The organism is Deinococcus detaillensis (assembly GCF_007280555.1).
In the GTDB taxonomy this organism is placed as follows: domain Bacteria; phylum Deinococcota; class Deinococci; order Deinococcales; family Deinococcaceae; genus Deinococcus; species Deinococcus detaillensis.
The window spans coordinates 21,057-44,626 of the sequence record NZ_VKDB01000022.1 but is presented as its reverse complement, the minus strand read 5'-3'; the positions used below and the strand labels follow the sequence as shown (position 1 = coordinate 44,626).

Genomic DNA, 23,570 nt, shown 5'->3' with positions numbered 1-23,570 from the left:
TGATCTCCTTAAATCGTGTTTTATACTGCTATAAAGGTCTATTATTTTCTAAGGTAGGTGTCAATCGATAAAACAATTTTTTTAGATGCATCTCCGCTTCCATATAGTTGTGGCCAATCTACAGGAGTCATTATTTTATTAAACGCATCAATAATACCGTCGGAGTCTGCAGGGTTCACTAAGCTATTCCATTTCGTGTCAATCAACTCTTGCCATTCAGTCTCCGTTCTCACTGTGATGCATGGCTTCCTGAAAAAATAGGCTTCCTTCTGGACTCCCCCTGAATCAGTTACGATCACTTGAGCTCTGCTTTCGAGGTAAATCATATCGAAATAGCTTAGAGGCTCTAAAACAGTTATAGAGGGAGACAGAGAGCTGTTTAGATCCAGTTCTTGTAGAGCACGTTTTGTACGGGGATGCAAAGGAAGAATCACTCTAATTTGTTCGCTTATTTTTTTAAGCGCTTTAATTATACCTTTAAGATTCTCTGGATTATCAGTATTCTCTGCTCTATGTATAGTGGCTAAAACAAACGGATTGTTTAGTATATTTGGATCTATGGATAAATCGTCTGGATGTATTGACTTTGAAAAATGGATAGCAGCATCATACATCACATCTCCTGTGAGAAATATTTTTTCCTTAACAAATCCCTCTAATAAAAGATTCTTCTTACCAATGAAAGTTGGTGTAAATAGCATACTCGATAAGCGATCTGCGACAAGACGGTTTATTTCTTCAGGCATACGCATATTATGTGATCTTAGACCGGCCTCCACATGCGCAACTGGAATGTGAATTTTTGAAGCAGCCAGAGCGCCTGCTAGAGTCGAATTTGTGTCTCCATAGATAAGAACTAAGTCTGGCTTCTCTTTAAGTAACACTTCCTCAATACCTACCAGCATTTTTGAGGTTTGTACAGCATGGCTACCTGAGCCTACTTCCAAATTATAAGCTGGTTGTGGCAAGCCAAGCTGTGAGAAGAAAATAGCGCTCATCGACTTATCGTAATGTTGGCCGGTATGAATTACCAATTCGTCTATTCCAGCCTTTCGAAGTTCAAAAGACACTACAGATGACTTGATAAATTGTGGGCGAGCTCCAATAATAGTAACTATTCTCACTGCATGCTCCTATACAAAGCTATTAGCTTTTGGGCCTGCGGCTCCCATGAATAGATGTTTTCTACAGCCTCTTGCCCTCGATACCCCATTGCCTCCGCTTCTTTTTGATTGTTAATTAAATACTCTATAGCCTCTGCGGTTTCTTGAGGAATCTTTGGATTGACTACCAATCCGCACCTAGTCTCATTAATTATTTTGGTCCACAATGGAAAATTGGAAGCAATAATTGGAATGCCAACAGACATGTACTCAAAAAGCTTATTAGGAAGAGCCTCCAAATGATTTGGTGTTGGATGAAATAGGAGTAATCCAATACGGGCAGTACCCATAATCTCTGCTACCTCGTCTCTATTCAGAAAGCCCCAATAATTGACATTGTGCCAGCCGGGTATACGTAATACTGCTTCTCTCAATTCTAATGGAGAAAATGATCCTCCGAGTTCTAGCGATAATGGGGCAGCTAGTTTGTTAGAAGCATAGTTAACGGAGGTTACCATCTCGCGTATTCCCCTTATCTCAGTTATATTTCCAATATATATGATTTTATATCCTCTCTCGGAGTATGGAAGGCTAGTCATGCTGCTTAATTCGGATTTTTTGGGGAAATTTTGAACTGTTATAGTTTTTGATGGGGGAAACTGATTCGCAATGGTAGGCGTGGCGGCGACAATTCCGGAAAAGAACCCTTGAGCAGCCTTCTCAAGTAAGGAAATAGCGAGAGACGCAGGTCGCCTAAGCTTTCTAGGAATCCATTCTTTGGTCAAAAAGTCTTTAGTGTATTCTTCGTGAACATCATAAATTACCTTCTTGCCGAGAAGTGACAGTACTACTCCAACTGGTATCAGCTCCGGATCATGAAACTGATAAACATCCCCTCTCTCCCTCAAGGCAAGTTTCAGTACGTTAATCGCGCCGACTAGCAATCTACGTCTTGGATTATCGATCTGTTGCACAGATTTTATGTGAACTCCTTTGTAGTGTTCATCATGCCGATGAGGTGCAATGAGAATCACTTTCATGCCAGCATCTATAGCGGCTAGGCATTGTCTGTGCAGTATTCTAGTATCATAGGCATGATGGACAGAAGTCATATGGACAATTTTCATATTTTTCCATCCTCTACTATGCTTTCATAAATTTTCTTGAGATACTCTGAGTTATGTAGCACATCGTAGTTAGAGCCTATGCGCTCATATAGGACTTTTGCTTTCTCAGTAGCTTCTTCTCTGTTTTCTAATACATATTTTATAACTTGCTCCAGAGAAGAGAGACTATCTATTAGGTAACCCGTAGAATCATCTAAAATTTCGGGAATACCACCGACTTTAGTCGCTATAACAGGTAATAAAGCCGAACCAGCTTCTATAATAACTGTTGGCATACCTTCCATATATGAGGGAAGGACTAGAACATCTGCACTCTTCATGGCTTTCCTAACTTCGTCATTCTGGAGTACACCTAAAAAGATGATCTCTGTCAGTGATGAAGTGATCACACTATCTTTCATTGGGCCGTCCCCAATGAAAATACCAACTATTCTATCGCTGTTGATAGCGGCTAGAGCATCAAGTAGTTCGCCGACTCCTTTTGTCTTTAAAAGATTTCCTACGAACAAAACAACTTTTCTGCCTTTAGCTATACTTCTTATAAGAGAGCTTTCTTGTAGCAAGTTAGGAGGTATGATATGAATACCAATCGGTAAGACTTTTGCCCTCACGCCTGTTATATCATACACAGTGTCTGCTAGATTACTACTAACGGTGACTACGGTTTCCGCACCCCTAATTGCCGAACAGAAATACTCACGGTGCTTTTTGCTGATCTTGGCGTATACGTTTACATCACTGCCATGCAAAGTGAGGACATAAGGTAGCGAAAAAACCCTTGACATTTGTGCTGCTACGAGTCCTTCTGGATAACTGAAATGGGCATGCAAAAGATCGTATTTTCGAAACATATAAGGAAATACCGCAAGGGTTTTGAAAATATGTGCAGTTCTGAATATATTTTCACGAGGGAAAGAGATATAGCGCGGCCTATATATATGAACCTTACCCTCAGCAGAATGTGTTGAAACCTTCAAATAATTTTGCCATTTAGAATTAAAGATCCCCATAGGCCAAGGAACATACGGAATTGGGGCGAGAACATCTATGTCAACTGACAAACTACTGAGTGAGCTGACTTGAGTTTTAAAAAAAACTCCCTTTACTGGATCAGCCTTATAGGGATAGCTTGGAGTTAGCCAAAGAACCTTCACGTTCCCTCCTTTTTACGGCCTCACATCCAATAGCCAAAGCTAAGAACAGCCAGAAATATTTGCGATTTGTTACATCTAAAAAGAATCCTTGAGATATATAAACAATTAGGACAGAGTATATGATTATAGAGGATTTTTTGCGTGGATAAGTCCAAAGTGAGGACATAGTGCTGTAAAGAAAGAGTATGAAAAGAGCGGTGCCGGGGATGCCTACTTCTGATAGATTCGATAGATATATGTTGTGCGGTGCTCGACCTGGATAAATCTCTTCAGAGTTAATAGACTTTAAAGATGATTTAAAAATAGCTTGGTTGTCAAAGGCCGTTGGAAAGGCACCTAGGCCAACCCCTAGCGGTAAATGCTCAAGTGCAATCTGCCTACCAACGACCCAAATACTCGTCCTTCCTGCTCCCCCAGTGTCATTGGCTGTATCGATCCGGGTTGACACAAAGTTTGCCGTTACTGGAATGTATGATATCAAGGTGATAACACTAAAAACAAATATAATTATGTAAGCAAGCTTCTTTGATTTTACTAGGGGTAGCACAAACATTATTAGCGCAATAAGGATACCTATCCAGGCACTTCTCGTTCCTGACAAAAGAATTGATGCGGTAGATATTATAAATATAGGGATCGCATATAGCTTATGACCTATAGAGTCATTAAACATAATAATAACTAGAGCTGTCATGACAGCGGGGACTATTGAAGAGGCAAAGTGGGCGGGATCACCACCTTCAAAGTATGATATGCGATTACCAGAAGATATGCCAACGTTTATCAATCCAAGTAATGCGGCAAGACTTGCCCCTGATGCAACTGAGATCAATAATGCATTCAATCGTTTAGCGTTGCAACCAATGTAATTGGCAATTAAGATCAAAATTAGAATTTGAAGGAATAAATTTGTAAGTGAACTAACAGTAGCGGCGAAGTCAATCGACCAAATCAAACTAAATATTGCTATCAGCAAGTAGAGTAGTAAAACTTTCTTCGGCTTAGTGTTTATGAATTTTGGACGATTTAATGCACTTGTGACACCGTTTGAGATTGCGAACGCTGCACCGAGCAATGTTGTCACGGTAGATCCGGTACTAGTTAATAGTATGGGCTCTAGGGGGACGGTAAAGGCGTACAAAAATAGAAAGATCCCGTCAAATGCAAAGAACAATGCCATAGGAAAAACTACTACATCCCCTAAGCTTTTAGTTAGCAAATTTATTCTAGATCCATATCTCATACTTTAAAATCTTCCTCCTTTATCATATAATCCGAGGTTGAGATCTTTAAAAACCACGAACTTTATTATTAACAAGAATGATAATAAGGAGATCGATGAGAAAATTAAATTAACGAACAAAGAATCATTGCGGAATGCAAGAGTCAAAGCGAGCAATGAAAAAGCCGTAAGTAAGACTTTCAGTAAGTCAAGAATGACTTTCCTTACGGACGCCTTGGCTGCGATCACAAACATCAATAGTCCAGAAACGGAGATGACGGATCCAACAATAGAAAGACCCATAGCAGCTAAAAATATATTGTTGTACATAATTGACGCATACAATATGGAACATCTTAATGTAAATTCAACGATAGTGAAGATCAAGCTCTGCTTTTGTTTGCCTGATATATTCATTACATGGCTTATCGGACTAGATATAAGCATAAATATGAACCAAGGCGACATAATTAGCACATAGGAATAAAGAGGGCCCCATGCTTCGCCAAGTATAATTGAAACGTTGTCACGCGTCACAAGATTTAGACCTAGAATTAATGAGCCTCCTGCAATAGAAAGATTTCTTATGGTATCCTTGGTTATCGTATCGATTGGCAGTCCATTGGCGTATATTCTTGATGCTGTTGCTAGGAAAACCTGTCCAATAGCTTGACTTAACAGCTGTACAGGTAGGGAGAGTAATCTATATGCCATGTAAAAGTGTCCACCAGCGGCGCTCGTGAAATGTGAGTTTATTATGATTATGGGTAAATTTATACTTAAAGCCCCTAACATTGCTGCTGGGAGATTATATTTTGGGAATTGTGAGTAAGCTTTAGCGATGTCCAACAGATTTGAGCATTGGAAACTTACCCTACTCCAGTTCTTTGAAACAAAATACACCAAGAGTAACACTATGAAAACTTTTCCAAGAGAATCGCCTATAAATATTCCATATCCAGTTACTAGGCCAAAAACAATTTGGAGAATTATAATACTACTACCCTGAAAAACGCGTGAAATTGCATAATTATAATAAGAATTCGTTCTCAATAAATATTGTAGAGATGCCTGCTGAACGCCTATGATGGCTCCACTTAAGGGGATAAGGAATAAGTATGCACTGTTTGTCAATCCCGTCAGCGCAATTAATTCATTTTTAAAAATGAAACATAATATAAGAATTAGTACTGCAATAAGAAGAGAGGCGATTGCCGAAACAACCAGAAGAGAGGCTGCCTTGGCGTCCTCTTTGGGTAAAGCTATTGCCAACTCATAGCGCATACTAGATATTACTGCTACTACTGATACGATCGATGTAAATATCCCATATACTCCAAGAATACTGGGATCATATACTCGAGTTAACAGGGGGGTAGATATTACAGCTATTAATTGGCCTAGCAAATTTCCGGATAAAATTATGGCACCTCCCTTAGCAGTAGGACTAAGGGTAAGCCTTAAAATCTTTTCTCGTGCTCTTTGCATCAGATTTGCTGCTTAATAACCTGTACAATCTTGTCTTGTAAATTGCGCTGCAGATAGGATCCCATTGGCAGTGACAAAACTTTGGTGGCAGCCTCTTTACTTATGGGATATGATTGATAGATTCCACTGTAGATCGGCAACTGATCTTGAGGAATCGGATAGTACACAATTGTTCCTATTCCCTGATCCTCTAAGCGTTTCTGAAACCCATTCCGGTCAGCTTCCGTCAAGCGAATCGTATACTGATGAAAGACGTGTCCGTCGCGCAGTTCGGGCGTTACAATCCCAAGCACATTCTGGAGCAGTTCGTTGTACGTTGTGGCTACACGGCGGCGTTCCTCATTCCACCGATCGATATGCGGCAGCTTCACACGCAGAATCGCCGCCTGAATGGTGTCGAGGCGGCTGTTGTACCCCAGCATCTCGTTGTGGTACTTCTTCCGCGAGCCGTGGGCACGCAGCATCCGCGCCAGCTCCGCCACCTGGTCGTCGTCCGTCACCAGCAGGCCGCCGTCCCCGAATGCCCCCAAGTTCTTGCTGGGGAAGAAGGAGTAGGCACCGACGTGGCCAATGGTGCCCGTCTGCCTGTCCCCATACCGCGCCCCGAAAGACTGCGCGCAGTCCTCGATCACTAGCAGGCCGTGTTCCTCAGCGATCGCCATGATCTCGTCCATCGCGCAGGGGTTGCCATACAGGTGAACGGGCATGATCGCCCGGGTGCGGGGTGTGATCTGCTCCCGAATACAGGTGGGGTCAATGTTGTAGGTCGCTGGATCAATGTCCGCGAAGACCGGTGTGGCCCCCACACTGCTGATGCTTTCGGCCGTGGCGAAAAAGGTAAACGGCGTCGTGATGACCTCGTCCCCAGGGCCGATGCCCAGAGCGCGCAGGCCGATGATCAGGGCGTCCGTACCACTGTTCATCCCCACGGCGTGCTTCACGCCCAGGTAAGCAGCGACTTCCTGCTCGAAGGCGAGGACGTCAGGTCCCATGATGAAGTGCCCCGAACGCACCACCCGCTGGATGGCTGCATTGAGGTCGTCCCACAGCTCGTCAATCTCCGGGGAGAGATCGAGGATGGGAATCTGCTTGATGTCGCTGCTGGTCATACGATTCTCCTGATCTCGGTATCGCTGATCTTCTGGTAAGTGTGCTGGAGGCTGTCCGTTACGGTGTCGCCGCCCGTGAAGTCGAGCAGGTCACCGCTGGCACCCATCCAGCCGATCTGCCGGGCAGGCACGCCCGCGACCATCGCATAGGCAGGGACGTCCTTCGTTACGACCGCGCCAGCGGCCACAAAGGCCCCCTCGTGCAAGGTTATACCGCAGACGACGGTGGCATTGGCACCGATACTGGCTCCCCGCTTAACGCGGGTGACAGCGTAGTCAGCACTCGTATTGCGGGGGAACTCGCTCCGGGGCGTGCGGACATTGGTGAAGACCATGCTGGGTCCGCAGAAGACGTAGTCCTCCAAGATCACACCCTCGTAGACACTGACGTTGTTCTGAATTTTGACGCCGTTGCCGATAGTGACTTGGTTGGCCACGAACACGTTCTGACCGAGCGAGCAGCCTTTGCCGACCACCGCCCCCGGCATCACATGGCTGAAGTGCCAGACCTTCGTGCCGCTGCCGATCTGGGCACCGTCATCCACAACGGCGCTGTCATGCTTCCACCAGATCACGTCACACATCCACGGGGCGACGAGCATCGGGGAGTAAAGGGTGACGTCGGGTGGCCTCCGGGGTAACCAACGGCAGGGTTCGCAGCCGCGCGACGGTCTCGATGGCACCGAGCGTGTCGTCGAGGCTGAAGCCGTTGCCTGCCAGCGTGCGCTGATACACGATGTTGTGGAGATCGGTGAAGCCCTCGCTAAACTCGATCTCTTGGCCGTCCATGGTGATGGACCGGTAGGTACGCTGGCCTCTGGCCCGCAGCTCCTGCGGCACGTCAGCCATATTCACCGACAGGAACCAGCGCACACGGGCGCGTTCGAGCTGCAGAAACCCAGCTGTGACCATGTCGCTGCGCTCATGCACCTCCGCATGTTGCACGTCGCCGAACAGCCAGGTCAGCATGTCGAAGAAGTGGACGCCGATGTTGCTGGCCAGACCGCCGCTCTGCTCCAAGCGGCCTTTCCAGCTGCGCTGATACCATACGCCGCGGCTCGTCACATAGGAGAGGTCTACGTCCTTGATTCCTGAATTAGGCTGTGCGTCGAGCTCCTTCTTGAGCTTGAGCAGGGCTGTGTGCGTGCGCAACTGTAGAATCGTCCAGACCCGCCGACCCGTTTCCGCCTCAATGGCTTTGAGGTTGTGGATGTCCTGCGGATGCAGCACAAGTGGTTTTTCGCACAGGGCGTCCGCACCGGCCCGCAGGGCCAGCCGGATATGCGAATCATGCAGGTGATTAGGGCTGCAGATACTGATCATGTCCACACCCCGGCCTGCCCGGCGGAGGTCATGCAGATGGCTCTCGAACTGCTCGGGATGGGTGAAGAACTCGGCGTCCGGGAAGTGCGAGTCCATGATACCGACCGAGTCAAAGGGATCGAAGGCGGCCACCAGAGTGTTGCCGGTGTCCTTGATGGCTTTCAGGTGGCGGGGGGCAATGTATCCGGCCGCACCGATCAAGGCGAAGCGCTTCACAGCAGAGTTACCTTTTCACTTTCGAGACCACGCGTTGCGTAGCGGGTATCGAGCACAAGCTGGGCCTTTTCCACGACGCGCGCGTAGTCCACGTTGCTGTGGCGGGTCGTGATAATCACGAGGTCAGCTGCTTCCAGCGCCTCGTCGCTCAGGGCGACGCCGTGGGCGTGGACGCCGTGTTCATTGATCTCGGGGGTCCAAGAGTCATGAAACGTGACCCATGCTCCGGCACGCTCCAGCAACCTGTAGATCTCCAGCGCGGGCGACTCACGGTAATCGTCGAGATCACTTTTGTAGGCCATACCGAGCAGCAAGACCCCCGAACCGTTCAGCGGCTTGCGGGCCTGGTTCAGCACCCGTGCCGCCTTTTCCACTACGAATTCCGGCATTTTGCGGTTGGTTTCCCCGGCGAGGGCGATGAAGTGGGTCTGGAAGTTGTACTCGCGTGCTTTCCACTCTAAGTAATGGGGGTCGAGCGGAATGCAGTGTCCGCCCACGCCTGGGCCAGGATAGAAGGGCATGATGCCGAAGGGCTTGGTAAATGCGGCGTCGAGCACTTCCCAGACATTGATGTCCATACGGTCGCACAGCAGGGCGATCTCGTTGGCCAGAGCGATGTTCACGGCACGGAAGGTGTTTTCATACACCTTGACCATCTCCGCAGCTTTGGCACTGCTCACGGCCACGACATGCTCGATGGTCTGCTGGTAGAACACGAGCGCCACCTCAAGACTCTGCGGGTCGTTGCCGCCCACCACCTTATTGGTGTTCTTGGTGGTGTAGCGCGCGTTGCCGGGGTCGACCCGCTCCGGGGAATGCGCCAGAAAAAAGTCCACTCCGGCCCGCAGGCCACTGGCCTCCAAAATGGGCTTCATGACCTCCTCGGTCGTACCCGGGTAGGTCGTGCTCTCTAGGCTGACGAGTTGACCAGGGCGGAGGTGGCACGCGATCTCGGTGGTCACGCTCCTGACGTAACTGAGATCCGGACTGAGGTTCCGGTCCAGAGGCGTGGGAACACAGATTACGATCACATCGAGGTCGGATATGGTCTCAAAGTCGGTGGTTGTGGTCACCAACCCTTGCTGTACAACTTCCTTCAGATCTTCGTCGCGCACGTCACCAATATAATTTTCTCCACGCGCCACCATATCGGCTCGGCGTTCATTCCGGTCAATCCCCACTACATGAAAGCCGACCTTAGCCTTCTCAACTAAAAAAGGCAGACCAACGTATCCCAGGCCGACCACGCCGATTCGAGCGGTATGCTGTTTTATCTTCTCAATTAACCTAACGGCGCTGGTGACTTCTGATTCGGCTTTAGTGGCATTTTTCACAAATCCCCCATTCACTTCTGCAGTGACTCCTAATCGTACCCTAAGTGACAGTAGAGTTCACCTTGTACTCTCATGGACACGCATTGCTACATTCTCGGTTAATACTTTGTATCGATGTCTCATGCCCAGACGCAGTAATACTTGTGTGATCACTTGGCTACCATCCTGACATTTTGTGATCGGAATCTTTGATTGAATGTGGGCTAGACTTGTCGCTTAATCATCACGCCTCGACATCAAAGTGTAATACAGCTTACCGGGCACCAAAGCCAGTCAATATTGTCCACACTGTCTTGGCGACGATACGCGCATCCAACCAAAATGAAAAATTCCTAATGTAGAAAATGTCGTAGCGCAACTTCTCTAGCGTTTCATCAGCGCCAGCAGCGTATCCCTGCATCACCTGCGCCCAACCAGTAATGCCTGGCTTAACCAAATGCCTAACTGCATAGAAATCAATCTTACGCTCAAATTCTTCTACAAACGCTTTTTGCTCTGGGCGAGGGCCGATGATGCTCATCTCGCCACGTAAAACATTCAGAAACTGAGGGATTTCATCTAGTCTGTATTTTCGGAGCAAGTATCCGAGTTGAGTTACCCGAAGGTCTCCCACGGACGCGAAAGCAGCACCATTGGATTCAGAATCGCGCTTCATTGTGCGGAACTTTACGATACGAAAGGGTTTACCTCTCTCCCCAATTCTCCACTGCAAAAACAATATCGGCCGCCCCGTATCAAAGGCCACCAACAGCGCAACGATAAGAGATATTGGCAGAAGTATGGGCAGAGATAGGAACACAGCCATAACGTCTAATACTTGTTTGACGACTGCATAAGTGTCATGAGATTCAACGGTCTTGAGGCCAGTTATATGTAGATCCTCAAGAGCAACACGGCCGTACAGTTCTTCATTCAGCTCAGCCAATGTCAAGATTGGCGTCCCTGCCGTCTGTGCTTGGAGGATCAGCTTTCGCCATTCTGGAGTTAAGGCATATCTTGAGTCGAATAGCAACGCATCAATTTCTGCCAGTCGGATTTCATCCGGGTGTTCCAGGCGGACATAATGTACCCGCGATTCTGAAGGCAGCAGGTTTGTTTCTCCTGAGCACACACCGAGCAATACAGGAGGCATCTGACGCCGAAACACCAACCGAGCGACACCCATGCCTACTCCCCAAAACAGCAAAAGCGGCATTGGGCTTAATAAGGGCATGTTTAGGTCTGCTACTTGTCCTAAACACCAGACAAGTGGCAAAGTCAAAAGAGGTGTGCTCACAGCTCGGGCATAAGGATCGAGAGCTAGCGTGCGTCGGGGCCCTCTAGTCAGTATCCAAGCTATCAAGCTGGAGATCAACCATATGCACAACGCTACCCAAACTCTGTCATAGGAGAACAATAAGGCACCCATAACGCTCATTCCAATTGCGAGGGCAAGGTCACTCCACGCCAGTAAGTTGAAGAGGCGGGAGCGAGAGCGAGTTTGAATCGAAGGATGTAACCTGCTGATCAAGATAACTCCAAGGAACGAAAGGATAAGGTCATTTCACGGGAGAAACCCTGAGAACTTACTGCCAAACGCTCACAGCAGAACCTTTTGCGAATTGGTATAGTATCATATTATACACAATTTAGGATTACTGACATCTTGTGGTTTAGGTTTTAAGGCGGAGAAGCAGATCCTGCACGGCACATATCTGATCTACTTCATCAGGAAGCTCTGTGAGCCGCACCTAGGTGGAGAATTTCCGTCTCACCTGCTGTGCCAATGCGCCCCAGTTCGGCCACGTTGGATAGCCCGTATTCGGGCGATCTAACCACTCAGAATAGCTCAACAGGCTCAGGCAACCATGGCGCAGCACTCCCAATTTGCTGTATTGGCCGAACTTACCCAAACCGAAGCGACTCTTAAGGGTTTTGAAGAGGGCTTCAATTTTCCAGTGTAGTCTGCCCGTACCCTTGATGGCCCGACCCATCCGTGAGACCGTTGACACGATAAATCGTCGTGAACGGACGCGGTTGACCACGCCACTCCTCAATCGCTGCTCCTGAGCATCGCCTTTCTTGGCTGTAAACCAGACCCAGCTTACCCAGAGGTCTACGCCCGGCAGATCATAAAGTTGGATCTTCCGGCCTGGGGTCGTAATTTCTCGAAGCTTCTGGCCAGTGCTGGTTTTGCGGTCGCCCCGCATACCGATGAACCCAGCAAAATTTAAGGCGATGACACCTTTGATGAAATCCTTGCTGCTGAACCCACTGTCTGCGAGCAGGTGAATCGTCTTGCTGCTGTCGCGGACTTCCGCTGGAAGTCCTTTCAGGAGCTTGAGCGCCAACTGGGTTGGTGAGGGCTAACCTTTCCCTCGCCAGACCAGAAACGACTAGGGTAAGCGCAGATCACAGCAGCAGAGGTAGATCACCATAAGATGGACATCATGTAGCAAATTCGGGGTGTGCATCTAGTCGCCGAGACCCTCGAACTTCCCTTCTTTGCCCAAAGAGGTCTGATCGACGATCAGTTCGATGCGTGGTGGACGATCCTTACAGGCTTTTCTATAGCTGCGTAATTGCTTCAGAGCGTGAGTAGGCATGGCCCGCATCGCTGAGGTAGTGCTCCAGGTGTAGAGATTGAAAAATCGGCTCAGCGCAGCGGGCGACTTGACCGTGGCACGGGTCGGCTGAGGTTGCCCAGATGCGGCGACAGAGAGGCAGAGCAGCACCTGAACAGTGTTCAGCATGGGGTTCTTTTGCTTTCATACCCTCATACTGAGGCTTAAACCCGTGCTGGACAGCCTTTTTGCAAACTGCAAGATGTCAGAATCCCTTCTCGCCGACCAAGACCTTGAGGCGCTCGTTCTCGCATTCCAGTTCACCGTGACGGTCATCCGTTTAGTCTCTTGCTAAAGGTGTACGGCTTGCCTCGAGAAATTGATCTTTCCGAATGTGAATCAGGCTTTCATTGACGCCGTGCTGCCGGGCCGCCTCTGCCACGTTGAGCTGGCCACCGAGTATAGCCAGCACGATCTGCTCTTTGGTCTCGGTCGGCCACTTTTTTCGTTGTTTTCTCATAACTTCCCTCCAGTGTGCCCCACCCTCGCAAGTGGGCGGACGTTTTTGGAAGGATTTCTTAGAGCATTGCCCAGTGCCCACGGATTCGCTCTGATTCGGAGCTATGTTTCGACTTTACGCAGGCAAGGCTTGAATGTTTGGCAGGGTCTATTCAGCATTTTTCGCTGTGACGTGATGATGCCCGATTTCTCCTGCTGAGTAGTTACTTTTAGGAAATCTAAATATTACTCAGATTATTGATATACGCCCCACGAGCCCTGGACGGGACTTGTCCCCACTTTCTCAGTAGGTCAGCAGGAATGCATCAAATCCTGGCAGCCAAGCTGCTTTCCTGAAAGCGAAGTACCACTGGCGACAGAGATGAGGTCTGCCCCGCAGGTTCAAAATGGGGTGGCGAGTGCCGCCCGAAACGATTCAATCGTCGCCACCAGTCCGGTTCGCAACGCGGTCATTTCTCCGAGAAAGTGCTCACACACCGCCGGGTCAATCTGCGAGTGCTTAATATCACCTGCTCTGTGCGGCCCTGTCATCAGTTCCAGTTTCAGTCCGCCGAGTTCCGCTATTGTTTCTGCCAGCGTCCGGGTGCTAACCGGTATGCCGGTACCAATATTGATCACATCCGGTAAGACCCCCGCCGCCGCCAGGATGTTCGCTCGCGCGACGTCCGCAACGTACACGTAATCCCGGATGCAACCGTCGTCGTCCAGCGTTTCCATGGCGTTAATTTGCAGCGCCTGCCCGGCGAGGAGTCTGTTGACGAACACTGCCACCACGCCCGCCTCACCGTGCGGATTCTGTCTGGGTCCGTAGACGTTGGCGTACCGCAACGAGGTAAACTCCAGCCCGAACTGCGCCCGGTACGCTTGCAGATAACCCTCCCCTGCGAGCTTGCTGACTGCGTACGGGCTGATTGGCGAGGCCTGCCACTCTACCTGCGCCCGCTGCCCTTCCGGCACCTCGCCGTAAATGGCACCGCCGGATGAAGCAAACACGATTCGCCGGGTTCCCGCCTGTCGTGCCGCTTCGAGCACATTCAACAAGCCAATTATATTGACTGCCGCATCGAAGTGTGGATCTTGGACGCTCTCGGAAACGCTCACCTGCGCCGCCTGATGACTGATCACATCCGGCGCGGCAGCCATCACCGCGTCTAATACGCTTGCCCGGTCGCGTACGTCTACATGAACGAAAGTTACACCTTCTGGCAAATTTTCCATCTTGCCACTCGATAAGTTGTCAATCACAGTGACGTGATATCCAGCTGCTTGAGCACGACGGGCCACATGACTGCCGATGAATCCCGCGCCGCCGCTGATTAACATACGATGCATGCCATATAGCATATAAGAAATACGAAACAGGACATAAAAACTAGACAAACATGGCTTCCAACACTCTAATGATAGAGCCTAGCTGCCACCGATTCCCCCGGTACTACAGTTCGGGCGCAGTTGTGCTTCCTTATTGCCTGCTCGGCGTGTGCACCAAAGTCAAGGGCGGACGACGCGTGTCCCGCACCCTCAAATTGACCTTATCGGACGCCAGCGAGATCGAGCTGACCTGAGCCGTGCAAAGCGGCTGTTTTTTGTGAGTTGGTGTTCCAGGAAGGTGGGTCGGCCCTAGAGCATTTGTCAAAAAAGAAGCTTTTTTTGACCGACCAACGGGAGCGAAATAGAGAGAGCGTTTGGGAGAATGGATGCCTGAGCAAAGAGCACGCTCAGGCATCCATTCGGACAAATGCTCTAGAAGTAACTTGCTTGCTGATCCTGTGTTTTGGGGGCACTTCAACAAGCAGAGTGTCCATGAAAGTCATCAAAAATATGCGGCAGATCAAAAGCGCCCCAGTACGTAGCATCACCCGGAAGTAACTGCTTGCGGCCTGCATCCAGAACCCAAGACAAAATGTATACCGGTATACACCCGCTTCGCCAAGTGTTACGGGATACTTACCAGAGTCCGAAGTTCATGAGTAAACCGGACCATTGAGCCGCGCGTTTTGGCGGTCAGCCCCTCGCGGCCAACCGCCTGAGCACTCACGTCCGGCAACGACAGATAGCGCTCCAGCTGTTCATACTCGGCCGCTGAGAAGCTGGCATGAAGTATCAGCTTCAGGAGCGAGAGCGCGTCGGCCGCTTGCTCAGCTGGTGTCCTCGGCAGCTTTTCCTCCATAGGGACTACCTGAACAACGTCAGCCTGGCCGCGCTCCTCTTTGATGACCTGAACTGTTTTGGTGACCGCCGGAAACACCCCACCCGCGTACTTCCCAGCCGCATCCTTGATCACGTCAACCAGAAAGCACCGGAGTTTTTGGGAGAAAAGCCGCTGGCCAGGATCTGATCCGCCAGTCGCAAGCGGCGGATCACATGCTCTTCGCTGAGCTGTGAAAGCAGCCTCACCGCCACCGGTGTTGAGATACGGCACTCAACCATGCGTTGCAGCAGCGGATGATTGACGTTATATCTCGGCTCCTGCGGTCCCATTCTCGGTGGGTCCTGAAAATGGTAAACCAAGACCTCCTGACTGCCCTTGCCCTCATAGATGACACTCATGAGTTAGCCGCGCTCGATCAAACCAGCGCGGAGCGAGGGCAACGCATTGATGAGGTTGAGTGGATCGTAGCGCCGGGCATCGAGCAACCGGAAAAGGGACCGGGTTAGTGGCTGGGACAGCGACCGCAAAAAATCATAGTCCAGCGGTTTGAGGTACGACGCACGGATACTTCGCACAACCGGCTCGGCCAGTGCAATCTCCAGTTCACTGCTGCGCCCGAGCCGCAACTCCCCGCCCTCGGCGCTAAATTCAGACCCGCCAGGTAGGTGAACGTCACGGTGATCCAGCGTTCGCGCTCGGCTTCGCGCCAGCATTCGCTGGCCGAATACCCTGCGAAACGCCGGCGGTGCAGACTGCGCCTCAGCACAGCGTAGTAATGCCCACCGTCGCCAAGACCGGCGCGTCCGAGCAACGCGTACGCGCTAGTGCGGATCTTGCCGTCCTCGGGTGCGCCCTGCTCGATGTAGAGATCGGTCAGGGCCATCACCACGTCGCCGTCAAGGCCGTGCGGCACCCCGCCGTACTCTGCAGACGCCACACACTGCAAGCGGGACGGCCGCCCCTCTCTGGAAAACTCGACACTTCAACTGGTGTAGTCCTCCGGGATGCATTCCTGAATGCTAATCAGTCCCAGCCGTGACACGTTCGCCTCGTCGTAGCTGGCCCGCCCTTCAGCTTGGGTGGGCAATGGAGGGAGAAGCAGGGGAGCGGCGTTGTCTATCATGGCTGACCTTCATTATAACCATTTTTGAAAAGCTGTGTTGTTCTCCTCTTTGTTGTTTTTAGAGATTTAGAGATTGTTGTACAACAATAAGGTCGGAAGCAGTTCGCGTGTCAGACAGCATTGAGCATCATGTTTCCCCCAAGTATTACGGGCTTTTTCCCCTCATTTCCTCCAAGTATTACGGGCTGCTCGCTACACTTATCCCCCAAGTATTACGGGCTTCTTTTTGACCCTTCCCCCCAAGTATTATGGGCCTTGAAAATTGACAAAAAGGACAATAACTTGCAAATACATGTCTGAAATGTCAAGACCTCAGACATGTACATTGATCCTGGCAAGATGTACACCTTGCGCGAATTGGCCGAGGCATTTCAGATCAGCGAGCGGACGTTGACCCGCAAACTTGAAGCGCAGGATCTGCGGGGTTACAAGGTCGGGGCCCAGTGGCGAGTGCGGGGGCGCGACTGGTTGGCCTTCAGTGGGGTGTTGCGAGGTCCCCACGTCTACGTGGTGGCCAACGCCAAGGGGGGCGCAGGGAAAAGCACCTTCACCGTCAATCTGGCTACCCTGTGGGCTCAGGCAGGCCGCCGGGTGCTCCTGATCGACCTCGATCCGCAAGGCCACCTTGCCACTTTTCTGGGATTATCGGTAGACCCCAGCCGCACCACTGCACAAATGCTTGACGACGAACTGCAGCTGGGACGCCATCACCCGCAGTTTCAGGAAAGATGGCACACTCTCTGAACCGACCTGCTCCAACCCGTGCCTCACACCGGTCACAACGGCCACGGCGAAATGCTGGGACGGCTCCTGCTGGTCCCGGCCCACAACGACTTGCAAGATCTCGAGCGCGCCAATTTCCACCGCACCAAGCCAGTGGAATACGCCCTGCGCGAAGCGATCACGGCGCTGAGCACAGTGCGCTCAGACATCGACGAGATCTGGATTGACACGCCGCCCAACCTGGGGCCGCTGACGCGCAATGCCCTGATGGCCGGGCACTCGCTGATCTCGCCGTTCACCAAGAGCGATCTGGGGCTCGACGGCCTGGAGCGGCTCATGACGCTGGTTGATCAGTACCTGGAATTCAATCCTTATCTGCGCATCGCCGGGTTGGCCATGAATTTCGGTAATCCCAGGACCATCATGCACGCCGAGATCCGGGAAACCATTCGCCAACGCCCGGAACTCGCGCCGTACCTGCTGGAAGCCTACGTCAGCGAGGCTGAGCGTTTCAACCAGGCCCCGAGACTGTGGGTGCCGCTGGTGCTGGTGGAGCCGAACAGCGTCAGTGCCAACGAACTGCGGGCCGTGCTGAGTGAGGTCATGCAGCGTGCCGAGTAAACGCCAGGCACTCACGGGCCGCCGCAGTCAGGTGGGTGTTTCCGCCACGCCAGTGAACGTGTCGACCGGTCACCTCCTCCCGGTGCAGTCCACTGAACTGGCCGCCGGTGGGGAAGACCTAGTAGCCTTCTGGATTCCCCTCTGCGACCTCGACCCGAGTCTCTTCCAGTACCGCTACACGGTAGATCAGCAGGCGGTGGAGGCCCTGGCCCACTCAATCGAGGCTCAAGACCTCTACCAGCCGATCACGGTACGCCCCGTCGGGCCATCTGGACGCTACCAGGTGGTGCTCGGTCACCGGCGTCTGGCTGCCTTCCAGCGACTGGACCGCTCGGCCATTCCCGCTATCGTCCGCGACTACGACGACGCTCAGGTGGTACGGGCGGTGCTCGACGAGAACCTGCGCCGCGAGGACGTGAACCTCTTCGAGCAGACCGAGGGGTAGTGCGGCTGGTGGCGCTGAACAGCGGCCGAGCGGGTCAGCCAGCCGAGGTGACGCGTCAGTTGCTCGGCGAGATGCGTACCCAGCACAAAGCGGGGCAAGCAAACTTCTCTGAGCCGCACCGCAGCGCTACTCAGCTGATCCAGGACGTAACCGGCATGCCCTGGCTGTCGTTCTACACCAACCGCATGCGAGTCTACACTCTGCCCGAAACGTTGCAGGCCGCCGTGCGTTCGGGAATGCCGTACTCGCTGGCCTTGTCGCCCCAGGAGCGTCAGGAGGAGGCAATGGTGTTCCTGGGTGCGCCCGGCGGTACATGGCGCTCCCGGCAGGAGCTGGCGGCCTGGGCCAAGCAAGCTGAAGTGCCCCCGTCAGGCTACCTGAAGCGTTTGCAGCGTCTCAAACATGCCTTGGAGGGGCGCTCACTGAGCACCGGCGAGCAGACTCATCTTGAGCGTCTGTTGGGGGAATTCGAGCGCTTGCTGGGCTGAGGCGTAGATCGTATCTTCTCAGTGCCACACCCGCACTGAGAAGATAGAATGTATATTTGTCCCGTGAGGCAGGTTTCTTCTCGGCCTGGCGCGGCCGTATGCAACTTCTGCTCTCCAAAGGCGGCCACACTGCTGTCCACGACAAAATCATCAGTGACGCCCTCAAGGTGATCTCTTCCGCATTGGCGGCGAGAACGGCTTCGGCTAGGACCGTAAGCGGCTGTCACGTGAGAACCCCGGACGCCTGCAGGCGTTTGCTCAGAATGCCGTTTAGGCCAATGCCAACCGCGCCCAAGTTGAGGAGATGCTCGAAAGTAAGGCCCTTAAAGCCGACATCTGCCGCACCAGTCAGCAAGCCCTCAAGGTGCAAAAGAAAGCCGTGACGAATCCCCTGAGGAGAGTTGGTAGACGGTGAGTCTGCGCCTTTCGCTGAGTGATGCCAAGATCGTTCGGGTGGCCCTGGCAGCGGTGCAGGTGAAATTGCAGCAGATCGCGGCGGCCACCTTCTCCGACAAGCCCGCCGTGGCGCTTGGTCGGGCCGCCGTGGCGGTGTGCAGCGACTGGCTCAACGCCGAAGAAGTCATGGACGACGGCGAGGTCAGCGACTTGATGCTCCCGAACACCCAGTCCGCCGATCCTGAATTGATTAAAATCATCTCTGCTGCTGATGCCGCGTAAGACTTCCAAGCCGCCGCAGACCAATGCCCCTAGATAAATTGATGGCGTACCCGCCTGCCTAAGTATCCTGAGACTATAGCTTTCACTCCACCCATCTCCGGCGTCAATTCCGTCAATCCATACCCGCCATTTCTAGCTAACCCGCATGCCAATTTCCCAGCAGCACTGTATTGAGCGTGGGACTCGATGGGCAACATCGTCGTCAGGCGCACCATCACTGATTGCTCGACAGGCCTGACCGGGTGGAGAGTGAGGGCACTTACTTGTCTTACAGCGAGAACAGACCATACAACACTTAGAGCCTATTCGGAACCCTGCTTTAGAAAAGCCTGTGCCAGGGTGCCCAGAAGGTGCGGCAGGGTAATGAAACAATACGGAGCGTATGCGCGTTCGAGCCACTGGTGATAGTCGCGGCCCCACGGCCCCAGGTTGATGCACGGCAAGCCCGCCGGCGGCGCATGAATGTGCGCTGCGGTGACCGGTGTGTTCGCGTTCACGAACTGAATGTCGGCCGGGTCTGTCTGCCCAAACCAGCTCATGTCACTGATGCCGGTAAATACAGCCCGCTCCGCGATGTGCACCCCGAGCCGTCCCTCCTCCTCACGCAGGGTTTCGCGGACGAGATCAAGCGTAGCCGCCACGCTGGGTTCGCCGGTCCTCAGTGTGGTGTTCGGGTAGTGCAGTGAGGCAAACCCCAGAACAGCCGCCGGTCCGAGCAGCCCCGACGCGTCCCACAACCACGCCGTCAGCTGTGCGCTCCGGGTCGGATAGTCGAGGTGCGGGTCGAGGGTCAGCTCGAACCTCGCATACGCCTCGTCGAAATCTGGTGTGTTGATTCTGGCCTGATCCAGCACCTGTGCGGAGGTCAGAACCAGGGGCGTGGCTCCGTGGGCGGCGCTTTGATGGTTGCCAAGCGCTTCAGCCCGGTCACGGAGAGTCTGCAGGGCCTCACCCAGAGCGGTCTTGGCCACTGCCGTGAAGTTCTCCAGAACCGCCTGCGCTTCCATGCCGTGCGTCAGGGCATTGACACACAGCCACGCCCGGGCAGGTGTGGTCACGTCGTAGACGGTTTTGAGGTCCTGCTGCTTGAGGATGGTGGGCGGGGTTCCCGTGACGCCGTCACTGTGATCCGTCAGGGCCGGATTGCACTCGAAAGCGCGGGCCAGTGCACTGGTGAGGAAGTTGACGTTCACACCGTCCAGCGCGTACCCGGCATGGGTATCGACGCCTACCACGAAAGCAGAGACGAGAAGCTTCCCGACGGTACCGATGTAAACCGCTTGCCCTTCGCTGCCGTCACCGTTGTCGCCGGTCGCGTCCAGGTTAATCACCAGCCGCAGCGCCCACCCCTCGCGTTCCGCCCGGTTCGCAAGGGCAGGGGCCGCCCAGCGCGCGCCGTGCGAACTCACTTCCTCATCGGCCACAGCCAAGAACAGCAGGTTGCCACTGCGCTGTTTCTGTTGGGCGAACCCGGCCAACGCCACCATGCCGGCAGCCAGACCAGATTTCATGTCCAGCACGCCGCGTCCAGGCAAAAAGTCACCACTCTCAAGGTCGTGCAGGGCGCGGCGCTCAGCCTCACTGCGGGCGTTGACGCGCAGGTCTGCAATCAGGCGCGGCAGCAGGGCCTCCGGATCGAAGGCAACGTCGGCGTGGGGGCCATAGTTCGAGACAGGCACGACGTCGTAATGCCCGGTGAGAACCACTGTGTTGGGACCGGTTCCGCGCACCAAGGCATAGACGTTGCGGCGTCCGAACGGATCGTTGTCGATCTGCTCCGTCCAGAGGTCGTGTGGGTTGGCTTGGAAGTAGGGCAGGCGTCCAAGGATGTTCAGGAGAGTGTCTGGGAAGGCCACTTCACCCGGGGAATGGGTCACGCTCGCGGCGTTCACGAGTTCGATGGTGAGGTCACGCGCAGAAAATTCGGCAGGCATAACGGGCAGCATAGCAGCCGCTTCAACTTGCCGAAATGCCGCCTGTGACGTCGGTGTGCTCTCACAGGAAAACGCCCACCCATTGCGAGGTGAGCGTGGAGACTGTGCAGATCAGGGCAGCTTGATGACGTCCTGTACCATCTGCATCTCCACTTTCGCGGGTTGGGCCATGCTGAAGCCAGTGGCAGCACGGCAGTGGAGAACCCAGTATTCTCCTTCCCACATGTTGTAGGTGGTGGTTACATACCACCCGCCGACAGGAAGCGCAGGCACCCCCATCTTGAACCAACGGCACCAACGCGGCGCAGCGAGAGGCGGTTGGACTTCGGTATAGGGATGGATGACGGTATTGAGTGGTTCAGTGGTGACCGGCTCCAGAGCGGTGGCGGTGTTGATGCGGGAAGGAATGGCGCTCCGAACACTCTGGGCGTGGCTGGCGCTCAAGAGGCTGAGGGCGGTCAGGGCGGTCAACGTGATCAGGTTACGCATGATGGTTCTCCTTGTGTGCGGAAAGTCGGAGGTGGTGGTTCGGCGGTCTGTCCGGTGCGCTCTCCTTTGATGGGGGAAGTATGCGTGGGAGCCCCTGAACGACCCATGAACGATGCCTGAACCGGCTTGCTCAGGGTTCAGGCGTGCGTACTGAGCAGATGCTGTCCATGAGGTCCGCCGCCGATCGGTGACAGAATGTATCTGGGACCCAGCCGGGGAGAGGTGCCTGCACGCCTTCGCTGAGCAGGCACCTGCCTGTAATGCCTTTTGAGCGCTGGCCCCGCTATAGTTTCCGGGATTCAAGGAGGTCTCCCCATGACCAAGCCACAGCCGACCGACACGCCAGCGGAGCAGCCCCAAGCTCAGAAGCCCAGAAAGCCCTTTTTCCTGCCCTTCTTCGCCAGCATCCACGCCCAGGGCTTTCTTCAGCTCTCTGAAGAGGGTGCAACCCTGACCGTGGGCGATAAGACCGTGGCCTTGCTGGTGTCTGCCGGAAGACGCCAGGCTTTTGAAATGGCCCCGCCTGCCGCTGACCAGCTTCTTCAGGTCGAATTGTGGCCCCGCACCGATGGTGGCCGGGTCAGTCTCCTCGAACTCGGCAAATACAAGCCCATCAGCTCAGAAGCCCCCAAGCTGGGCTTTCATTTCATTGCGGCGGGTCGGCTCATCAGCGTGGACAGTGAGGAAGGATACTTGGAGGTCAACATCGAGCCGAATGACAAAGGCGTCATGCAAGAAGCCTTTGCTTTGCAGGTCTGGGCCTCGCTGGACGCGCTGAAGACGCTGCCGCGCAAATCTAAAACCTTCCGACTGGAGGGTGAGTACCGCCCACAAAGCCAGCGCCTAGTCATGAAGAATGCCAAGATGTGCGCGGTCGGCAAAGTGTCTAGAGCAGTGTCGGCGACCGCTCCTGAGTCCTAGTTCGGTTAGGCCTGACCCGCTTGTGCAAGGAATCGAGCGAATACATTTGACTCGACGCGCATACGGCGCTATGTTAAAGAAATCAAAGGCGACCTCCGGGTTGCCTTTTTCCTTTGCTCCCTTCCCTCACGGCGGCGGTGCTGTGCGCGTTCACTGGCCTGCGATCTCTCGTTCAATGGATTGTGTCGGACTGCCAAGGATTGAGCAACTGAACCCCAGTGCCCTGAAAGTCTTTGGTGTTGCGCGTGGCCATCATCAGGTTGTGAACCAGCGCCGTGGCCGCGATCAGCCCGTCTCGTTCTGGCTTCGGATCTGGAAGGTTCAGGGCCGCACACTGCCTCGCCACGGCCAGCGTCACAGGGAGAATTCGCCCTGCGAAGGTGGGCAACACCTGCCGCTCAAACCACAACCGCAAGGCGGCTCCTTGCTGCGTGTCCCGGCGTTCCCTGAGCAAAATGCCCATCTCCAGTTCCTGAACGGTGATGACCGACAGATACAGTTGACTCGTCTGCACTCCAGCGGCCCACTGCGCCACCTGTGGATCAGCTCGACCAGCATTCACTTTCCGCAGTTCCGAGATGACGTTGGTATCCAGCAGAATGCCGTTCAATCGAACTCTGCGGCGCGTGCTAACCCTGAAGCCTTGGGAAGTTCAAGCTCCAGATCCTCCTCCAAGTGCAGGAGATCGGCAATGGGGCGGTGATTGCCGGTCAGGGCTTCATAAGCCTCAATGCTCAGCAGGACATGCTTGGGCTGTCCCCGCTCAGTAATGAAGACCGGATCCTCAAGCGCGGCCTGGCGGGCTCTACTGACTTGTTGATTGAACTCTCTGGCACTCATTCTGGTCATGGTTGCTCC

26 protein-coding genes and 2 pseudogenes are annotated in these 23,570 nt (G+C 53.1%); 5 read left to right on the top strand and 23 right to left on the bottom strand.

The features are described from left to right. Positions 1 to 41: 41 nt before the first annotated feature. The 19 genes and pseudogenes from wecB to FNU79_RS19190 all read right to left on the bottom strand — a co-directional run bounded on the left by wecB (position 42) and on the right by FNU79_RS19190 (position 16,413). Positions 42 to 1,124, bottom strand: coding sequence for a non-hydrolyzing UDP-N-acetylglucosamine 2-epimerase (gene wecB, locus FNU79_RS15165; RefSeq protein WP_143721655.1), 1,083 nt, complete (start codon positions 1,122 to 1,124; stop codon positions 42 to 44). Next, positions 1,121 to 2,215, bottom strand: coding sequence for a glycosyltransferase (locus FNU79_RS15160; RefSeq protein ID WP_185974746.1), 1,095 nt, complete (start codon positions 2,213 to 2,215; stop codon positions 1,121 to 1,123). Before FNU79_RS15160 ends, wecB begins: the two co-directional genes overlap by 4 nt. Before the next feature lie 11 nt (positions 2,216 to 2,226). After that, positions 2,227 to 3,384: a glycosyltransferase gene (locus FNU79_RS15155; protein ID WP_143721653.1), complete on the bottom strand. Its 1,158-nt coding sequence runs from the start codon at positions 3,382 to 3,384 to the stop codon at positions 2,227 to 2,229. Next, positions 3,347 to 4,468 (bottom strand): O-antigen ligase family protein, encoded by a 1,122-nt coding sequence (locus FNU79_RS15150; protein ID WP_185974745.1) that lies wholly within the window; start codon positions 4,466 to 4,468, stop codon positions 3,347 to 3,349. Before FNU79_RS15150 ends, FNU79_RS15155 begins: the two co-directional genes overlap by 38 nt. A 162-nt stretch (positions 4,469 to 4,630) precedes the next feature. After that, positions 4,631 to 6,094, bottom strand: coding sequence for a lipopolysaccharide biosynthesis protein (locus FNU79_RS15145; protein ID WP_143721651.1), 1,464 nt, complete (start codon positions 6,092 to 6,094; stop codon positions 4,631 to 4,633). Beyond that, positions 6,094 to 7,203 carry a DegT/DnrJ/EryC1/StrS family aminotransferase gene (locus FNU79_RS15140; protein ID WP_143721650.1) on the bottom strand — a complete coding sequence of 370 codons (1,110 nt, stop codon included), beginning with the start codon at positions 7,201 to 7,203 and terminating at the stop codon, positions 6,094 to 6,096. The genes FNU79_RS15145 and FNU79_RS15140 overlap by 1 nt, the downstream gene beginning before the upstream one ends. After that, a complete protein-coding gene (locus FNU79_RS15135; protein ID WP_143721649.1) occupies positions 7,200 to 7,778 on the bottom strand; it encodes an acyltransferase in 579 nt (192 codons plus the stop codon). Before FNU79_RS15135 ends, FNU79_RS15140 begins: the two co-directional genes overlap by 4 nt. Before the next feature lies 1 nt (position 7,779). Then, positions 7,780 to 8,742: a Gfo/Idh/MocA family protein gene (locus FNU79_RS15130; RefSeq protein ID WP_143721648.1), complete on the bottom strand. Its 963-nt coding sequence runs from the start codon at positions 8,740 to 8,742 to the stop codon at positions 7,780 to 7,782. Continuing rightward, the gene (locus FNU79_RS15125; RefSeq protein ID WP_143721647.1) at positions 8,739 to 10,076 is read right to left on the bottom strand and encodes a nucleotide sugar dehydrogenase; all 1,338 of its coding nucleotides are present in this window, start codon (positions 10,074 to 10,076) and stop codon (positions 8,739 to 8,741) included. The genes FNU79_RS15130 and FNU79_RS15125 overlap by 4 nt, the downstream gene beginning before the upstream one ends. A gap of 253 nt (positions 10,077 to 10,329) precedes the next feature. After that, entirely contained in the window at positions 10,330 to 11,271 is a 942-nt protein-coding gene (locus tag FNU79_RS15120) for a sugar transferase (RefSeq protein WP_185974744.1), read from the bottom strand. A 535-nt stretch (positions 11,272 to 11,806) separates the two neighbouring features. After that, positions 11,807 to 12,406 (bottom strand): transposase, encoded by a 600-nt coding sequence (locus FNU79_RS15115; RefSeq protein WP_143721645.1) that lies wholly within the window; start codon positions 12,404 to 12,406, stop codon positions 11,807 to 11,809. A 123-nt stretch (positions 12,407 to 12,529) separates the two neighbouring features. Continuing rightward, positions 12,530 to 12,808, bottom strand: a complete 279-nt coding sequence (locus tag FNU79_RS15110; protein WP_143721644.1) for a hypothetical protein — start codon at positions 12,806 to 12,808, stop codon at positions 12,530 to 12,532. A 151-nt stretch (positions 12,809 to 12,959) separates the two neighbouring features. Continuing rightward, entirely contained in the window at positions 12,960 to 13,139 is a 180-nt protein-coding gene (locus FNU79_RS15105; RefSeq protein ID WP_225430107.1) for a transposase, read from the bottom strand. 380 nt (positions 13,140 to 13,519) lie between these two features. Next, positions 13,520 to 14,470: an NAD-dependent epimerase/dehydratase family protein gene (locus FNU79_RS15100; RefSeq protein WP_143721643.1), complete on the bottom strand. Its 951-nt coding sequence runs from the start codon at positions 14,468 to 14,470 to the stop codon at positions 13,520 to 13,522. Between the two features lie 604 nt (positions 14,471 to 15,074). Continuing rightward, positions 15,075 to 15,422: a hypothetical protein gene (locus FNU79_RS15095; protein ID WP_143721642.1), complete on the bottom strand. Its 348-nt coding sequence runs from the start codon at positions 15,420 to 15,422 to the stop codon at positions 15,075 to 15,077. After that, positions 15,419 to 15,688, bottom strand: coding sequence for a hypothetical protein (locus FNU79_RS15090; RefSeq protein ID WP_143721641.1), 270 nt, complete (start codon positions 15,686 to 15,688; stop codon positions 15,419 to 15,421). Before FNU79_RS15090 ends, FNU79_RS15095 begins: the two co-directional genes overlap by 4 nt. Positions 15,689 to 15,691: 3 nt before the next feature. Further along, positions 15,692 to 16,003: a replication initiation protein gene (locus FNU79_RS19675; RefSeq protein WP_143721640.1), complete on the bottom strand. Its 312-nt coding sequence runs from the start codon at positions 16,001 to 16,003 to the stop codon at positions 15,692 to 15,694. A gap of 5 nt (positions 16,004 to 16,008) precedes the next feature. Then, positions 16,009 to 16,227 (bottom strand): annotated as a pseudogene (locus FNU79_RS19825) (replication initiator protein A); the annotation flags it as partial. Positions 16,228 to 16,272: 45 nt separating this feature from the next. Beyond that, entirely contained in the window at positions 16,273 to 16,413 is a 141-nt protein-coding gene (locus FNU79_RS19190; RefSeq protein ID WP_185974742.1) for a hypothetical protein, read from the bottom strand. Positions 16,414 to 16,731: 318 nt separating this feature from the next. Between FNU79_RS19190 and FNU79_RS19820 the strand changes: the two are divergent. The 4 genes and pseudogenes from FNU79_RS19820 (at position 16,732) to FNU79_RS15055 (ending at position 19,368) form a co-directional block, all read left to right on the top strand. Next, positions 16,732 to 17,757: pseudogene (locus tag FNU79_RS19820) on the top strand (AAA family ATPase). Next, positions 17,732 to 18,202 carry a ParB/RepB/Spo0J family partition protein gene (locus FNU79_RS15065; RefSeq protein WP_143721636.1) on the top strand — a complete coding sequence of 157 codons (471 nt, stop codon included), beginning with the start codon at positions 17,732 to 17,734 and terminating at the stop codon, positions 18,200 to 18,202. The pseudogene FNU79_RS19820 and the gene FNU79_RS15065 overlap by 26 nt, the downstream one beginning before the upstream one ends. A gap of 47 nt (positions 18,203 to 18,249) precedes the next feature. Next, a complete protein-coding gene (locus tag FNU79_RS15060; RefSeq protein WP_143721635.1) occupies positions 18,250 to 18,690 on the top strand; it encodes a hypothetical protein in 441 nt (146 codons plus the stop codon). Between the two features lie 411 nt (positions 18,691 to 19,101). Beyond that, positions 19,102 to 19,368, top strand: a complete 267-nt coding sequence (locus FNU79_RS15055; protein ID WP_143721634.1) for a hypothetical protein — start codon at positions 19,102 to 19,104, stop codon at positions 19,366 to 19,368. A gap of 302 nt (positions 19,369 to 19,670) precedes the next feature. Here the strand turns inward: FNU79_RS15055 and FNU79_RS15050 are convergent, their stop codons facing one another. Both FNU79_RS15050 and FNU79_RS15045 read right to left on the bottom strand, forming a co-directional pair. After that, positions 19,671 to 21,245, bottom strand: coding sequence for a M20/M25/M40 family metallo-hydrolase (locus tag FNU79_RS15050; RefSeq protein WP_225430106.1), 1,575 nt, complete (start codon positions 21,243 to 21,245; stop codon positions 19,671 to 19,673). 168 nt (positions 21,246 to 21,413) lie between these two features. After that, a complete protein-coding gene (locus tag FNU79_RS15045; protein ID WP_143721632.1) occupies positions 21,414 to 21,791 on the bottom strand; it encodes a hypothetical protein in 378 nt (125 codons plus the stop codon). Between the two features lie 315 nt (positions 21,792 to 22,106). Here FNU79_RS15045 and FNU79_RS15040 point away from each other — a divergent pair, with 315 nt between their 5' ends. Next, entirely contained in the window at positions 22,107 to 22,712 is a 606-nt protein-coding gene (locus FNU79_RS15040) for a hypothetical protein (protein ID WP_143721631.1), read from the top strand. A 172-nt stretch (positions 22,713 to 22,884) separates the two neighbouring features. Here FNU79_RS15040 and FNU79_RS15035 read toward each other — a convergent pair whose 3' ends face one another. Continuing rightward, positions 22,885 to 23,322 (bottom strand): type II toxin-antitoxin system VapC family toxin, encoded by a 438-nt coding sequence (locus FNU79_RS15035; protein WP_225430105.1) that lies wholly within the window; start codon positions 23,320 to 23,322, stop codon positions 22,885 to 22,887. Beyond that, positions 23,319 to 23,561 (bottom strand): type II toxin-antitoxin system prevent-host-death family antitoxin, encoded by a 243-nt coding sequence (locus FNU79_RS15030; RefSeq protein ID WP_143721630.1) that lies wholly within the window; start codon positions 23,559 to 23,561, stop codon positions 23,319 to 23,321. Before FNU79_RS15030 ends, FNU79_RS15035 begins: the two co-directional genes overlap by 4 nt. Positions 23,562 to 23,570 lie beyond the last annotated feature (9 nt).

Coding starts and splice junctions, on each gene's coding strand:
- FNU79_RS15045 (WP_143721632.1), bottom strand. CDS start 21,791: ATGCGTAACCTGATCACGTTGACCGCCCTGACCGCCCTCAGCCTCTTG.
- FNU79_RS15120 (WP_185974744.1), bottom strand. CDS start 11,271: ATGCCGCTTTTGCTGTTTTGGGGAGTAGGCATGGGTGTCGCTCGGTTG.
- FNU79_RS15160 (WP_185974746.1), bottom strand. CDS start 2,215: ATGACTTCTGTCCATCATGCCTATGATACTAGAATACTGCACAGACAA.
- FNU79_RS19675 (WP_143721640.1), bottom strand. CDS start 16,003: ATGCTGGCGCGAAGCCGAGCGCGAACGCTGGATCACCGTGACGTTCAC.
- FNU79_RS15105 (WP_225430107.1), bottom strand. CDS start 13,139: ATGAGAAAACAACGAAAAAAGTGGCCGACCGAGACCAAAGAGCAGATC.
- FNU79_RS15090 (WP_143721641.1), bottom strand. CDS start 15,688: ATGAGTGTCATCTATGAGGGCAAGGGCAGTCAGGAGGTCTTGGTTTAC.
- FNU79_RS15110 (WP_143721644.1), bottom strand. CDS start 12,808: ATGCTGAACACTGTTCAGGTGCTGCTCTGCCTCTCTGTCGCCGCATCT.
- FNU79_RS15145 (WP_143721651.1), bottom strand. CDS start 6,094: ATGCAAAGAGCACGAGAAAAGATTTTAAGGCTTACCCTTAGTCCTACT.
- FNU79_RS19190 (WP_185974742.1), bottom strand. CDS start 16,413: ATGATAGACAACGCCGCTCCCCTGCTTCTCCCTCCATTGCCCACCCAA.
- FNU79_RS15100 (WP_143721643.1), bottom strand. CDS start 14,470: ATGCATCGTATGTTAATCAGCGGCGGCGCGGGATTCATCGGCAGTCAT.
- FNU79_RS15140 (WP_143721650.1), bottom strand. CDS start 7,203: ATGACCAGCAGCGACATCAAGCAGATTCCCATCCTCGATCTCTCCCCG.
- FNU79_RS15030 (WP_143721630.1), bottom strand. CDS start 23,561: ATGACCAGAATGAGTGCCAGAGAGTTCAATCAACAAGTCAGTAGAGCC.
- FNU79_RS15040 (WP_143721631.1), top strand. CDS start 22,107: ATGACCAAGCCACAGCCGACCGACACGCCAGCGGAGCAGCCCCAAGCT.